The following is a 13,596-nucleotide window of genomic DNA, read 5'->3' as shown; positions in this document are numbered from 1 at the left end:
ATCCCGACCTCGGGCTCGCTCAAGTAAAGAACTCGTCCTCGTCCTCGCCGTTGAAATCCCATGGCTTGGGTCCGATATGGTGCGTCGTTGCCACCCGACTGCGTGACACGGGCGAGAGGCCGAGCTCGCTCATGAACTTGTGCATCAACTCGACATTCTTGTTGGAGATGGCAAGCCAGGGCGAGGGCTGAACGTAGCCGGCCGGCGTCCTCAGAAGGGGAGGGGTTTCCTTGAGCTTCTTCTCGGCCTCCAACCGCGGCCATAGGCTTGACAGTAGGCAGCGAGTGCGGCCCGATCCAGTTCGCTGATGATGCCGAGCTCGTGGAGGTATTGCGCAAGCCGCTTCCACTCGGCTTTGGCCGTTGGCATCAGATGAGCCGGGCAGGTCGGGATCGCCGTCACCGGCTTTGGCTCACGGTTGTTGAGGGGCCGCTTGCCTGGATTGCCGAGCGCAATCTTCAGTGCCGTCGGCGTTGGCTCGCGTCCTCGCATCATGCTTCCTTCATTCCGTCGCACCGTCGCTATGTGCTCCGGAGTTTGTCGACCATTTCGCGGCTGCAATCATGCTGCCGGAAGGCCGAAAGCCCCGGTATTTGGCCATTCCCAATCCAGCCGTTACGCTGCTACCCCCTGCCAATTTCGCGGTTCTTCGAAGAAACGGAAGGCACCGGTCGCTGAGTGAAAAGCTGTAGAGATATGACCGCCCCCCCCCGCGAGGCACTACAGGAGCTTCATATCTTCGTAGGTGGTCACGTAGGTCACTGATGTATCCAGTTTTCCCTCTAGCGCATGGATGGAGGTCTCCTTCCAGCGCGCCCTGGTCTTCAGCCAGAAAATTGCTGCAGTGACGGCCTCCCGACCTTCACCGGTCGCCTTGCGGTAGAGGCTTTCGGCGACCCGTGCGTTGGCCTTGATGGCGCCGCTCTCGAGCTCATGAGCGTAGGTCGCCTTGAGGTCCTGCTCGTCTGTGGCGAGCACGCAGGCGATGTCGGCCGTGCTAAGCCCGAAGCCGGCCAGCGCCTCCACCCTGGAGCTCAGTGGCCGGTTTTCCAGAGGAGCGTCGGTATCGGGGTTCATTCGCCGCGGTCCGCGTCCCAGAGGGTGACGGGAAGTTTGCTGGTGGTGAGCCGGCAGGAGTCTTGCCCAAGCTTGCAGGATCCGGAGCGCGAAGGATGATGCGGCGGATCTCATGCACCTGCTCGATCGGCTTGCCGTCCAGGCCTGAGTGCTCGTTGACCGAGGTCTCCTTCCAGCGGCCGCGTGCTTTGAGCCAGAAGATCGCGGCGATGACCGCTTCACGACCTTCGCCCGTTGCCTTCCGGAAGAGGTTCTCCGCCACCTTGGCATTGGCCTTGGTGTGGCCAAAGGCCAGTTCGTGTTTATAGTGCTTGCGCAGCGTCTTCGCATCGATGCCGACCATGCCGGCAATGTCCAGCTCCGGAACACCATAGCCTGCCAGCGCCTCCACCTGACGGCGATGAAAGGCATCGGGCTGATGGCTGGGGCGGGCCATCAGCCTGCCTCACCAGATGCCACACTCGCCGCCTGGCATGCATTGGCCTCGCCTTCCCGCCAACCATGCTCCAGGAGGCCAATTCCCGACGAAGAGCGATTTTGGGCCGCCGGAGTGCCGGTGGAGGGCCGTTGCTCAGAATTGACCTCCAGGAGGCACTTTCTGGTGTAGGGATGGCGGCCGGCTCTGAATGGCCAGAGGGCCTAGGTCGCGGTCTCGCAGAGCTTTACCTCAGCCAGTTGCTGGCCTGAGCAGTCCAGGCACTACAGTCGGATCGCCTCAACCGGGCTCATCGGCTTATGGCCCGCAAGCCCGGCAGCATCGCGAGTCGGCGGCCAAACCCGGGCAAGTTCCATCCTGGTCATGCCACTCCTCCAGCTCTTGCCGCCGCGATCTCGGAGAAGGTCCGTTCGTCGCCCTCCAGCATCGCTGCCTGGCCGGTAAACGCCTGCCAGCGCAGCACCGCGACGTGGACATAGGCCGGGTTCAGTTCGATCGCATGACAGCAGCGACCGGTCATCTCGGCAGCGATGATGGTGGTTCCAGAGCCGCAGAACGGCTCGTAGACCGCTTGTCCGGGCGAGGAATTGTTCTCGATTGGTCGGCGCATGCATTCGACGGGCTTTTGCGTGCCGTGGCCCGTGTCGGACTTCCTATGAGGAATGGCCCAGACGGTGGTCTGCTTGCGATCACCCGCCCAGTGGCCTTTCCTGCCCTTCCTGACGGCATACCAGGCTGGCTCGTGCTGCCAGTGGTAATCGCCGCGGCCGATGACCAGCCTGGTCTTGTCCCAGATGATCTGGGCGCGAACGGCAAAGCCGCTGGCCTCAAGGCTTGAAGCGACCGTGGCGGCATGAAGGGCGCCATGCCAGACATACATCACATCTCCCGGAAACAGCGCCCATGCTTCCCGCCAGTCGGCGCGGTCGTCATTGAGCACCTTGCCTCTGGCGAGACCTTCTCCATCGCCGAACCGCTCTCGCCATGAGGGATCGTAGCTGACGCCATATGGAGGATCGCAAACGCACAGAAGATCTAGAGCCCCGCTCGCGCGAGCGCGGTACCCGCTTTGATAACCGACCCATCGCCGGCACCAGGCTGATGCGCGAATGGCGGGGCATCGAACATTGCGCGACGGTCCTGGCCGACAGCTACGAATATAATGGCAGGCCCTACAAATCGCTCTCGGCAATCGCCCGCGCGATCACCGGCACACGCTGGAACGGCTTGGTCTTTTTCGGCCTGAAGAGCCAGAGGGGGAGGGCGCAATGAACGTGCACTCACCCGACAAAAAGCAGGTGGTGCGAAAGCTGCGCTGCGCCGTCTACACGCGAAAGTCATCGGAAGAGGGGCTCGACATGGAGTTCAACTCCCTCGACGCCCAGCGAGAGGCCTGTGAGGCTTACGTCGCCAGCCAGCGGGCTGAGGGATGGGTTCTGGTGCCTGATCGGTATGACGATGGCGGCATCTCCGGCGCCACGCTGGAACGGCCCGGCCTGAAGCGGCTGCTGCGGGACGTCGAAGCCGGCCTGATCGACGTGGTGGTCGTCTACAAGATTGACCGGCTCTCGCGGGCGCTCACCGACTTTTCCCGGCTGGTCGAGCTGTTCGAGGCGAACAACGTCACCTTCGTATCGATCACCCAGAGCTTCAACACCACCACCTCCATGGGCCGGTTGACGCTCAACATCCTGCTCTCCTTCGCCCAGTTCGAGCGCGAGGTCATCGGAGAGCGCATCAGGGACAAGTTCGCTGCATCCAGGCGAAAGGGCATGTGGATGGGTGGCAACGTTCCATTCGGCTACAGGGTCGAAAACCGCAAGCTTCTGATCCAAGAGAATGAGGCAGCCATTGTGCGCTCGATCTTCGAGCGGTTCCTGCTGATAGGTTCGACAACCATCCTGGCGCGAACGTTGAATGCGGAGGGTCTCAGGCGCAAGAACGGGACGGCCTTCGACAAGGGCCTGCTCTACAAGCTTCTCTCGAACCGGGTCTATATCGGCGACGCGGTGCACAAGGGCACAAGCTATCCCGGCGAGCATCAGCCTATCATCAGCCTGGACCTTTGGGACAAGGTCCGCTCGATCGTGGCGGAAAGCCCAAGCAAGCGGGCCGCACAGAGCCGCAGACAGACGCCGGCACTCCTCAAGGGTCTGATTTGCTCCGAGCGGCTACGCCATGACACCTGTCCATACCCGCAAGAAGGGAAAGCTCTACCGCTACTACGTCACCACGAGCGTGCAGAAGCTCGGACCGGAGACATGCTCGGTAAGGCGCTTGCCTGCGGGAGAGATCGAGGCCGCAGTCATTGATCAGATTCGCGCCCTGCTGCGATCCCCAGAGATGATCGTGAAGACATGGGCGGCCGCACGCGACCATGGCGATGAGATCAGCGAGACCGAGGTGCGCGATGCCCTCCTTCAGTTCGATGGTCTTTGGGAGGAACTCTTTCCCGCCGAGCAGGCTCGCATCATCCAGCTGCTAGTCGAGCGCATCGACGTCGATGCCGACGGCATCTCCATCCGCCTTCATAGCCAGTGTCATAGCGGAGCTTCGGGAACTACCAAAACTGGATAGGGCAGCATGAAGAACAACCGCGAGATGAGCCGCGACGGTACCTTGCTAACAGTTTCCATCCCGATGGCGATCCGCAAGCGTGGCGGTCGCAAAGTTGTCGTGTCCCCGGCTGGCGCAGAGCATTGGGCCCCCGCGACCTCGGATCGACAACACGCTGCTGAGAGCTCTCGTCCAGGCATTCCACTGGCAGCATAAGCTGGAATCAGGGCAACACGCGACGATCAGCGAACTCGCTGCGGCTGAGAAACTCGACCGGTCTTTCGTCTCCCACATGCTTCGACTAACGCTCTTGGCGCCGGACCTGGTTGAGGCAATCCTCGACGGGCGACAGAGTCCAACGATGCAATTGCAGCCGCTGGTGCGCGGGTTTCCCGTTGAGTGGGAGCGCCAACGGCGCAATTGCCTCCGGTTGTGAAGGACTGGTCCTGCCTTAAATGCGTCTTCGACGGCCGCGCGTTCGGATGACCGCTTTGCGTCGCATCTCGACCATTTAGACCGGCCTTTGCCGCTGTCCGTAAGCAGACGCTACACTGGGTCGAACTGAGCCCCTTGTCGCTGATTTGTTTCCTCAGACCACCGTCGCCGTCGGCAGCCCGAGCGCCAAGGCGCCGGCGTAGCGAGCTTGAGGTGCAGCCTGAGCGGATGGAAGCGCGCGCACCCTGGATGAGTTGAGCATCTGACGGCGCATAGCTGCTCTACGCCTAAACTGATCGCGCGAACGCCTCCAAGGAAGAAGTCGTCAAGTTGAATTGCCCTTATAAGCATTTCTTCAAGGTTTGACCGTAGGTTTCTCTCCGAAGCTCGTAGCCGACTTCGGGGAAGAGCATGTTGAAGGTCTACACCTGCATTGCGACGCAGCATGATTTGCGTCTGGTTGCTCTGGCGGCCTTAGTCTGCGCCCTGGCCTCGTTCACGGCCGTCAACCTCCTCCATCATGTCAGGCGCAGCGAACGCGAAATGCGACGGATCTGGCTCGCAGTAGCTGCGGTCGCCACCGGTTTCGGCATCTGGTCAACGCATTTCATCGCCATGCTGGCGTTTCAGCCCGCAGTGCCGAGCGGCTACAATATCGCCTTGACGATCGTCTCGCTGGTCGCCGCGATCGCTTTGACGGGAACCGGCCTCACCGTCGGCATATCGCCCCGCATTCCGTATGCGCGCTGGATCGGCGGGATGATCGTGGGGGGCGGTATCGCCGTAATGCATTATACTGGCATGGCTGCCTTTGAGATCGCGGGACGCGTCGTCTGGGATATGCCGCTCGTCGCAGTGTCGATCGCCCTCGGTGGACTGTTCGGTGCCGCAGCCATGCCAGTTGCCCTTCGGGCCAACACGATCAAGTGGAAGGCACTCGGGGCGTTGGTGCTGACGGTCGCAATTTGCAGCCATCATTTCACTGCGATGGGCGCGGCCGCGATCGTGCCCGATCCTCGCATCGTCGTTTCGGCCACGGCGCTGCCAGCGGAATGGATGGCAATCGGACTTGCGCTCGCTTCGATCGTGATCATTCTTCTGGCCCTTGTCGGTCTTGTCGTCGATCTGCGCGATCTTCGTCGCGCTGGGGAGACGGCGCGTATGCAAGAGCTGGCCGACGCCGCCGTCGAGGGGCTGGTTGTGTACAACGAGACGACGATCGTGGCAGCCAATCACAGCTTCGCCGCCCTTGCCTGTGTCGATGGCTCTCAGCCTGTCGGCCGCTTGCTCGTGTCTTTCTTCCCCACCGTCTCGCAGGGCGAACTCACGGCCACCGCCCGAAAGCCGCTGGAGGCCGAGCTATGCGCAACCGACGGCAGTATGATCCCGGTCGAGCTGATCCGACATAATATCCTCTATGCCGGTAAGCAGCATCAGGTCGTGGCGGTGCGCGATATCCGCGGGCGTAAGCGGGCGGAGGAGCAAATTCACTTCCTTGCTCACCACGACCCCCTGACTAAGCTCCCGAACCGCACGAGCTTCAACGAGAAGCTGGAGGCAGAATTCGCGGCGCATCGTGGGACCGACAGGTGCCTTGCCGTCCTTTTCCTCGATCTCGATCGCTTCAAAGAGATTAACGACCTCTTCGGCCATCTGATCGGGGACGCCGTACTCCAGTGTGTGGCCGAGAAGATTAAGAACGTCCTCAAGCCGGAGCATATGGTCGCGCGCTTGGGAGGCGACGAGTTCGCTGTGATCGTTCCAGGCCTGCCGAGCCCAGCGTATGCGACGCGCACCGCTGAAGCCATTTTGAACGCTTTCGACGAGACCGGCGTGAACCTACCCGCCGGCGTCACTATCGGAACCAGCATCGGCATCGCTGTCTTCCCGAACGATGCGCCCGATCGCGCGACCCTTCTGAGCCATGCTGACGCGGCGCTTTATGAGGCCAAGTTGGAAGGACGCGGCATCTATCGCGTCTTCGAACCGTCTATGGGTGAGCATCTACACGATCGACGTCAGTTCGAGCACGACATCCGTCATGCGATCTCACGCAACGAGTTCAGTCTCGTCTTTCAGCCGCAAGCGGAGCTTCACTCCAATAGGGTCTTCGGCTTCGAAGCGCTCCTTCGTTGGGATCATCGCACGAGAGGTGCCATTGCCCCAACGGTGTTCATTCCGATCGCGGAGGAATGCGGCGCGATCCTGAAGATCGGCGAATGGGTGTTGCGAACGGCCTGCGCCGAGGCGGCGACGTGGGACCGGCCACTGGGAGTCAGCGTCAACGTCTCGGCCGTACAACTCCATGGCGGCAATATCCCGGAGCTGGTCGAGGAGGTTCTGAAAGAAACCGGCCTGGACCCGTCACGCCTCGAGCTGGAAATCACAGAATCGTCGCTGATCAAGGATATTGGGCGGGCCCTCACGGTCTTGCACAAGCTCAAAGACCTGGGCGTCCAAATCGCGATGGATGATTTCGGCACCGGCTACTCATCGCTGTCGAACCTGCGGGCCTTCCCGTTCGACAAAATCAAGGTCGACCAGTCCCTTGTCCGTGCGGTGGATACCAGCGACGAGGCGGCCGCCGTCATGCGCGCGGTCTTCGGGCTTGCTCGAGGTCTCAAGCTCCCCGTCTTGGCGGAGGGCGTCGAAACCGACGCGGAACTGAGCTTTCTGCGTGCGGAAGCCTGCGATGAAATGCAGGGCTATTTGCTCGGCCGACCGTGTCCCATAGCTGAGTTTGCGCAGCATACAAGCGGCGAAGGCAAGGTAGCCGCTCCCCAAAGGCTGCGTAAGAACAGGTTGCGAGTAGTCAAGGACAGCGCAGCCTAGCCTGCCACTTCCATAATTGGACTTCTGCAATTGTCAGTCCAATGTTGCTTGTCTATGCGACTTTGGTCTGCTCGTTCGAGCCGCCGGTAGCGTCCCATCGATGATGTCCTGCGATTTCGATGGTCAGCTGACCTTCTGTCCAGGTCTCTCCGTTGCCCGCAATTCAGGGAAAGCTGTCGTTCCGGTCAAGTCTGATGGTTGGGCACGATGGTACCACGTCTTATAGCAACTAAAGCCCTGGCGGTGCAAATTTTCGGGGCAGGACATCTGGCCGGGAGGCCGGCCTCGCTTCAAGCGTCATTTCTCGATTCTGGACGTGACGGCGGGGTTTCCTTGAGCTTCGTCTCAGCCTCCACCCAGCGGCCATAGGCTTGACAGTAGGCAGCGAGTGCGGCCCGATACAGTTCGCTGATGATGCCGAGCTCGTGGAAGAAAGTGGAGGCACCGGTCGCAGGGTGAAAAGCTGTAGAGATATGACCGCCTCCCCGAGGCGCTACAGGAGCTTCATATCTTCGTAGGTGGTCACGAAGGTCACTGATGTATCCAGTTTTCCCTCCAGCTCATGAATGGAGGTCTGCTTCCAGCGCGCCCTGGTCTTCAGCCAGAAAATTGCTGCGGCGACAGCCTCCCGACCTTCACCGGTCGCCTTGCGGTAGAGGCTTTCAGCGACCCGTGTGTTGGCCTTGATGGCGCCGCTCTCAAGCTCATGGGCGTAGGTCGCCTTGAGGTCCTGCTCGTCTGTGGCGAGCACGCAGGCGATGTCGGCCGTGCTAAGCCCGAAGCCGGCCAGCGCCTCCACCCTGGAGCTGTGTGGCCGGTTTTCCAAAGGAGCTTCGATTTCGGGGCTCATACGGCCCGGTCCCGTCCCAGAGGGTGACGGGAAGGTTTGCCGGTGGCGTGCCGGCAGGAGTCTTGCCCAGGCTTACAGGATCCGGAGCGCGAAGGATGATGCGGCGGATCTCATGCACCTGCTCGATCGGCTTGCCGCCGAGGCCTGAGTGCTCGTTGACCGAGGTCTCCTTCCAGGGGACAGACCATGTGCGGCCTCCATACGATTTCGGTCCCTAACTATCAATCACAATGGGTCCTTGCGGCTTCGAGCAGCAGAGCAGAACTTCACCGTCGTCCAATTCTTCGAGCGGTTCTTCAAAATAGACGACCTCACCGACTAAGAGATGAGATTTACAGGTGCCACAGATGCCAGCACGACAGCTGAAATCAAGCGACAGCCCCTGCTCTTCGGCGAAAGCTAGAAGCGATTCCGCCTTGCCATCCCACACCGCTTTCAGTCCAGACTTACGGAACTCCACCGTCACAGCTCCGGCTAAAGACTCGGCCGGAACCGGCGGACTAAGAGTGCTGGCCGACCTCGGTTCAAGCACAGTCCCCGGTCCAAAGAACTCATAGGCTATGCGATGCCTGGGCACGCCGAGATCGCAAATGATTCGATACAATGCCTGCATGAAAGGCGGCGGCCCGCAGAGATAGATATCGTAATCATCGAGCGGAAGGAGGCTCTGCAGCAACTCGCGCGAAATTATCCCCTCGCTGTGGTGCCTTCCAGCGGCTGTGTCGCGCTCCGTCGGAGAGCGATAGCAGAAATGCACGTCAACGCCGGCCCGGGCGGCCGCCAACTCGTTGACCTCGTCGCGCAGCGCATGCACGTCGCCATTTTCGCAGGCATGGATGAAAAAAACCTGGCACTCGGCCTCGGCAGCAAGCTCTTGCAGCATTGAGGTCATCGGCGTCAGCCCGACGCCGCCGCTCAGCAGGACGATCGGCCGCTTGCTCGATCGGTCCAGTACAAAATCGCCGCGAGGCCCCGCAGCTTCCAGCAAATCGCCGACCTCAATGTTGTCGTGCAGGTAACAGGAACTTAGGCCGTCGGGAAGATCGGGTTTTGGCGCCGCTTCCCGTTTCACAGTTATGCGGTAGTTGCCCTCGCATGCGGGCGAACACGAAATGCTGTAGTTGCGCAGTACAAATTTCTGCTCACCGGGGACTGGAATGCGAAATACAAGAAATTGCCCGGGCTGGAAAGCGCGCCACCCATCCGGGTCGACTGGCCTCAGGTAAAAGGACGAGATGATGCTGCTTTCGCGCACCTTGGCGACCACCTTTAGCTTGCGAAACTCGCTTCCGGCCGCGATGTCCAGCGCCATGGGGGAATTCACTCCGCAGCTGCCAGACTCTGGCCCTCACTGGCGACCAGCCGGTCAAGGTTACGGCGAAAGCGCAATGGTCCAACATCTATTTTGAGGTCAAGATTCGGCGTGCGCTTGTTGGCCATGCCCTTATGCACAGCGGTGAGAACTGCGCGATCTTCCTCAAACGCCCCACGAACGGATGTTGCGAACCGGCGCGACACCTCCTCGTCATTGGGAGCGAAATTTCGCATCTGGAACCAGTAATACTTAGTGTGGTTTTCATCGACCGGCGTCATAAAATTGTAGCTGTCCATGAGAAACACGTCCTCATGGTATGGCTCGCTATGGGAAGCTGTGCCCGCCGGTACGAAGATCGCTTTGATGATCGCGTTACTGGGGTAGCGGACCTCGTAATGCTGCTTGCGATCGCAGTTGCCGGAGAATTTGAGGAAAGGCGCGTAGAACGGTGCCGGTTCGACATCCAGCATCCAGCGCCAGACAGTCACTCCATCCTCACCAATTGTGGTTTCCAACGGAACGTTCTCGATCGCCTGAACGCCTCCAAACGAAGTCTGATGAACCCATGAGACATGCGAAGGGTCGAGAAGATTGTCGGTCATGTAGAGGTAGTTGCAGTCCAGGGTCATCGATTCGCCCTGGTTGAGACCCCAGGCCGGATCGCCCCAGTGCTCGACCTGGAAGATCTCGGCCGGATCAGCTTTTTCGGCTTCGCCCATCCATATCCACAACAGCCCGTAGCGTTCAGTCAGCGGATAGGACTGTACGCGCGCCACATGCGGGATTTTGTCGGCGCCGGGCACGCGCGTACACGTGCCGCTGCAGTCAAAAGTCAAGCCGTGATAGCCGCACTCGAGGTCGTCGCCCTTGATGCGCCCCATCGAGAGAGGAAGCTTCCGGTGCGGGCAGGCATCCTCCAATGCCACCGGAGTTCCATCCGCCTTGCGGTAGAGAACGATTTGCTCCCCAAGGATCTTCACCGCCTTCAGATCCCGGGTGACTTCATGATCCCATCCTGCGACGTACCAGGCGTTTTTCAAGAACATTAGATCTCTCCATCAAGCCCTTTCCAAGAGCGATGCGCCAACCGTCAGGGCCGAAAGAACGGTTGGATATCAGTCAGAGATCAGGCGTCGGACAGGTTTCGATCGGCTCCGAGCATTCGACCCATGTAGCCTAGGAAGTCCCAGATCGTGCCTTCCAGATCGTCTGGCGCAAGCGGGCCGGTCTGGAGATACCGGGTGTTTTGTGCCCGTTGAAGCGTTTGAAGTTTCTCCCTGTCTTCATCATTAAATGCCTTGCACAGGTTCACATACTTCACGACCTCTGGATCCTCCGGATCCGTCTTGAACCCGCTGACCCCCCAGCGGATGGAAACCTTGTCGGCGCCATTTGGGCGGAGGCACAAGTGCAGCGTGTAGTTCGCCGCAACCGCCACAACGAAACTGGGATAGGTGTTGAAGAGCAAGGTGTTGCGCTGCTCATCCTCGGTCATGTCCGGGTGGAAAGGCCCGCGTGGCGGAAATTCAGGCGCGTAGTAGGAGCGGTATGCGGTCCAGCGTTCTTCGCCCGGCATCTTCCGGCACAGTTGCGTCGGCGTCATCGGCTGCAGCGTCTTTGGATGAGTGGCGAAGAGGTGATAGCCCTCCATGAAGTTCTCGACAAGGTTCTTCCAGTTGGTGTTCCAGACCGCTTCATCCGTGAAAAGCAGGTTTCGCTCTTCGTTGTGATAGTTGTGCAGGATCGTCTGAAGGCCCTCGAGTTTTGGAGCGAGAGGCTCGGCCGTTACGTCGAGATTGACGAAGATGAAATTGCTCCAGATTTCAGTCTTCAGATTTGGCAGACGGCAGGTCGTGGGATCGAAAGTCGACACCTTTTTCATGAGCGGGGCGGTCTTCAGCCTGCCATCAATGTCATAGGTCCAGGCGTGATACTGGCAGATGAAGCTACGGCGGTTGCCGCTTGCCTGCGCCTCAACCAGATTGCCGCGGTGGCGGCAGACATTGGACAGAACATTTACCTCACCGTCGCGTCCACGGGTCACAAGCAGCTGTTCCCCGACCAGCTCGGTGGTAAAAAAATCGCCGGGGTTGGGAATTTCGCCGACGTGGCCCAAGCAGATCCATTCACGACGGAAAATATAGTCCTTCTCCAGCTCTAGAAACGCGGAGGAGGTGTAGAAGGCCGGCGGCATTGTGCGCGCCCGTTCCCGGTCGAGTGATTTGAGGACGGTCAATTCCTGCCGTAAGGTTTCAGCGGTGGCATCTTGGGTGGCGAGCATGTGATCTCCCTGCAGAAACTGTGATCACAGATCGTCTAGCACAAACTCGCGATCGTAGCCAAGACGAAATTCTATCTTTTCGTTAGCCACGCGGGAAAAATGAGAATTAATCTTCCGAAAGGATCGGGCAGCCCGATTAGCCAGCAAAGCGTCAGAGTCGAACCTGGAGCGTATAGTATTCGATCAACGGCGCGAGGCTGTATTGGCTGTCGACGGGGACCGCCAATGGCGAACGCTCGATAATATTTCTCTGCACTTCACGAAGTGCGGCGGGAATATCGTCAACCGTCAATGGTCCCGAACGTACTCGGCGCTCGATCGCGACACTTCCGATCAAAGCCTCAAGCGTCGATATCTTTTCCACCAGCCCGACAAGCTTCCGTGCCATCAGGACCGAATTCGGAAACGCCGGCGAATAGTCTTCGTCACCCTCGGCCATGTAGCTCTCGGTGAGCGCCAGCACCGGGGTGGTTTCCATCAGCGCCGCTCGCGCAAGACTGGTCATTGTGTAGGTGATGTTGCGTGTGTAAATGCCGTCGAATGCATCCGGATCGCCAGCAACAAGGCCGGACGGCAGATCGACGAAGGGATGGGAGACCAACTTTAGTCCCCGGCTGTTGCTCCCGATGGCCACCAGCCCCAGCGCCGCGCGCAAGGCATCCATGCCAAGGGTGACCTGGCTTGTGTCGTAGTCGGGCACCGAAATAAGCTCCTGGGTGTCCAGGATGACAACAGGCGATCCCTGGTTGGAGTTGGCAAAGGATTCGAGGACGGGCACATACTGATCGAGCGCAAGACGAAGCGCAGCCAGAGTGTGAACTCCATCGCGAAGGCTGACGAAATCCTGAAGCTGCCGAGGTCCGCCCCGTTCCCAGAGGCGGCTACCCTTGAGCAAAGCCTGCATGTTCTCGTGCACGGTTTGTTGTGACCCCGTCATGTCCTGCCGCGAGCCGACCTGTCTCAATGGGGCAAGATTGGCGCGGAAACCTTCGATGGTCAGTGCAAGCGCCACTTCCTGGGCCCGAAGCAATGCTTGAGCCCGGTGCACCGCCTGCGCCGCGAAAGCAACACTGACAAAATTGTGCGTCAGAAGATTGGTTGCCTCACCGGCTTTCAACTCGAAATCCGGATCTGAGAGCAAGGCCATCGCAGCTTGAGCGTTGGCGGTGAGGTCTGCTGCCCCCATCGAGTTTCCGTACTCGACATTTTCAGGAACAGCATTGGCATTCACGCGATCGACCAGCGTCATGACCAGGTCGAAACTGGCGCCCGAGAAGCCGCGCGCGTAGCTGTTGACGAGAAGAGCCCATGTTGCACGCATGGTGCTCCGGTCGACCAGCGGCAGCGTCCCGTCGCCGACACGCGTCGCCTCCTGGATGATATTGATCCGCCCAAAGCGTCTCATCGCGGCCGGAGGCAGGGTGGTCTGGAAATCAGCCCCATACATCGTCGTGATGCCGTAGGCGGGCAGCCCCTTGTCGATGTAGTGATCGACAACGCCGCGGGCCAGCCTGATACGCTCCATCCCCTCCCTGGACACCGCAATCGCCGCTCGGCCTTCAGCGATGTCCACGATGTCGGCGATGGTCAAACGGTCGCCGTTGAGGACGACGACCCGGTTTGTCTTGGCCGGCGGTTGAGCCGGCACAGCCTGCATTTCACACGTGGCGCTGCCGGTCCCGGCAATGGCAAGCAAGAGCAACATTGAAAGAAACCGCAAGATGGATGTCACCGCACCTTGGAAGGGCAAGGCAAGCGCGGTTGCGGGATCTCTGGTCATGGCTTCCTCCCTTGATGAAATCGGTACGTTGCCG

Annotated in this window: 14 protein-coding genes and 2 pseudogenes; 5 read left to right on the top strand and 11 right to left on the bottom strand. The window is 60.0% G+C overall.

The genetic code is table 11. The annotated features are described in order from the left end of the window. Positions 1-19: 19 nt before the first annotated feature. The 5 genes from AC0L25_RS13715 to AC0L25_RS13695 all read right to left on the bottom strand — a co-directional run bounded on the left by AC0L25_RS13715 (position 20) and on the right by AC0L25_RS13695 (position 2,543). Positions 20-253 (bottom strand): P27 family phage terminase small subunit, encoded by a 234-nt coding sequence (locus tag AC0L25_RS13715; RefSeq protein ID WP_473595978.1) that lies wholly within the window; start codon positions 251-253, stop codon positions 20-22. Next, the gene (locus AC0L25_RS13710; RefSeq protein WP_473596053.1) at positions 211-369 is read right to left on the bottom strand and encodes a P27 family phage terminase small subunit; all 159 of its coding nucleotides are present in this window, start codon (positions 367-369) and stop codon (positions 211-213) included. The genes AC0L25_RS13715 and AC0L25_RS13710 overlap by 43 nt, the downstream gene beginning before the upstream one ends. A 351-nt stretch (positions 370-720) precedes the next feature. Then, on the bottom strand, positions 721-1,026 hold the full coding sequence (locus AC0L25_RS13705) for a hypothetical protein (protein ID WP_473595977.1): 306 nt from the start codon (positions 1,024-1,026) through the stop codon (positions 721-723). After that, positions 998-1,513 (bottom strand): hypothetical protein, encoded by a 516-nt coding sequence (locus AC0L25_RS13700; protein ID WP_473595976.1) that lies wholly within the window; start codon positions 1,511-1,513, stop codon positions 998-1,000. The genes AC0L25_RS13705 and AC0L25_RS13700 overlap by 29 nt, the downstream gene beginning before the upstream one ends. 361 nt (positions 1,514-1,874) lie before the next feature. Further along, on the bottom strand, positions 1,875-2,543 hold the full coding sequence (locus tag AC0L25_RS13695; RefSeq protein WP_473596052.1) for a DNA-methyltransferase: 669 nt from the start codon (positions 2,541-2,543) through the stop codon (positions 1,875-1,877). Here AC0L25_RS13695 and AC0L25_RS13690 point away from each other — a divergent pair. The 5 genes and pseudogenes from AC0L25_RS13690 to AC0L25_RS13670 all read left to right on the top strand — a co-directional run bounded on the left by AC0L25_RS13690 (position 2,522) and on the right by AC0L25_RS13670 (position 7,336). After that, a complete protein-coding gene (locus AC0L25_RS13690) occupies positions 2,522-2,785 on the top strand; it encodes a DUF2924 domain-containing protein (protein ID WP_473596051.1) in 264 nt (87 codons plus the stop codon). The genes AC0L25_RS13695 and AC0L25_RS13690 overlap by 22 nt on opposite strands. After that, positions 2,782-3,549 (top strand): annotated as a pseudogene (locus AC0L25_RS13685) (recombinase family protein); the annotation flags it as partial. The gene AC0L25_RS13690 and the pseudogene AC0L25_RS13685, both read left to right, overlap by 4 nt. A 142-nt stretch (positions 3,550-3,691) precedes the next feature. Next, positions 3,692-3,775 (top strand): annotated as a pseudogene (locus AC0L25_RS13680) (site-specific recombinase); the annotation flags it as partial. Positions 3,776-3,862: 87 nt separating this feature from the next. After that, positions 3,863-4,090: a hypothetical protein gene (locus AC0L25_RS13675; RefSeq protein WP_473596064.1), complete on the top strand. Its 228-nt coding sequence runs from the start codon at positions 3,863-3,865 to the stop codon at positions 4,088-4,090. Between the two features lie 825 nt (positions 4,091-4,915). After that, positions 4,916-7,336, top strand: a complete 2,421-nt coding sequence (locus AC0L25_RS13670) for a bifunctional diguanylate cyclase/phosphodiesterase (RefSeq protein WP_473595975.1) — start codon at positions 4,916-4,918, stop codon at positions 7,334-7,336. 290 nt (positions 7,337-7,626) lie between these two features. On the opposite strand, the gene AC0L25_RS13665 is transcribed toward AC0L25_RS13670, so the two are convergent. The 6 genes from AC0L25_RS13665 to AC0L25_RS13640 all read right to left on the bottom strand — a co-directional run bounded on the left by AC0L25_RS13665 (position 7,627) and on the right by AC0L25_RS13640 (position 13,562). Beyond that, on the bottom strand, positions 7,627-7,809 hold the full coding sequence (locus AC0L25_RS13665; protein WP_473596050.1) for a P27 family phage terminase small subunit: 183 nt from the start codon (positions 7,807-7,809) through the stop codon (positions 7,627-7,629). 20 nt (positions 7,810-7,829) lie between these two features. After that, positions 7,830-8,186 (bottom strand): hypothetical protein, encoded by a 357-nt coding sequence (locus AC0L25_RS13660; protein WP_473595974.1) that lies wholly within the window; start codon positions 8,184-8,186, stop codon positions 7,830-7,832. Positions 8,187-8,400: 214 nt separating this feature from the next. Then, a complete protein-coding gene (locus AC0L25_RS13655; RefSeq protein WP_473595973.1) occupies positions 8,401-9,498 on the bottom strand; it encodes a 2Fe-2S iron-sulfur cluster-binding protein in 1,098 nt (365 codons plus the stop codon). 8 nt (positions 9,499-9,506) lie between these two features. Beyond that, the gene (locus AC0L25_RS13650; RefSeq protein ID WP_473595972.1) at positions 9,507-10,547 is read right to left on the bottom strand and encodes an aromatic ring-hydroxylating dioxygenase subunit alpha; all 1,041 of its coding nucleotides are present in this window, start codon (positions 10,545-10,547) and stop codon (positions 9,507-9,509) included. An 80-nt stretch (positions 10,548-10,627) separates the two neighbouring features. After that, entirely contained in the window at positions 10,628-11,782 is a 1,155-nt protein-coding gene (locus AC0L25_RS13645; protein WP_473595971.1) for an aromatic ring-hydroxylating oxygenase subunit alpha, read from the bottom strand. Positions 11,783-11,933: 151 nt separating this feature from the next. After that, positions 11,934-13,562: an aromatic amino acid lyase gene (locus AC0L25_RS13640; protein WP_473595970.1), complete on the bottom strand. Its 1,629-nt coding sequence runs from the start codon at positions 13,560-13,562 to the stop codon at positions 11,934-11,936. Between the last annotated feature and the right edge of the window lie 34 nt (positions 13,563-13,596).

This window comes from Mesorhizobium sp. WSM4813 (assembly GCF_055811555.1).
Note: the sequence above shows the minus strand (reverse complement) of the source record. Positions and strands in the feature narration are given on the sequence as shown.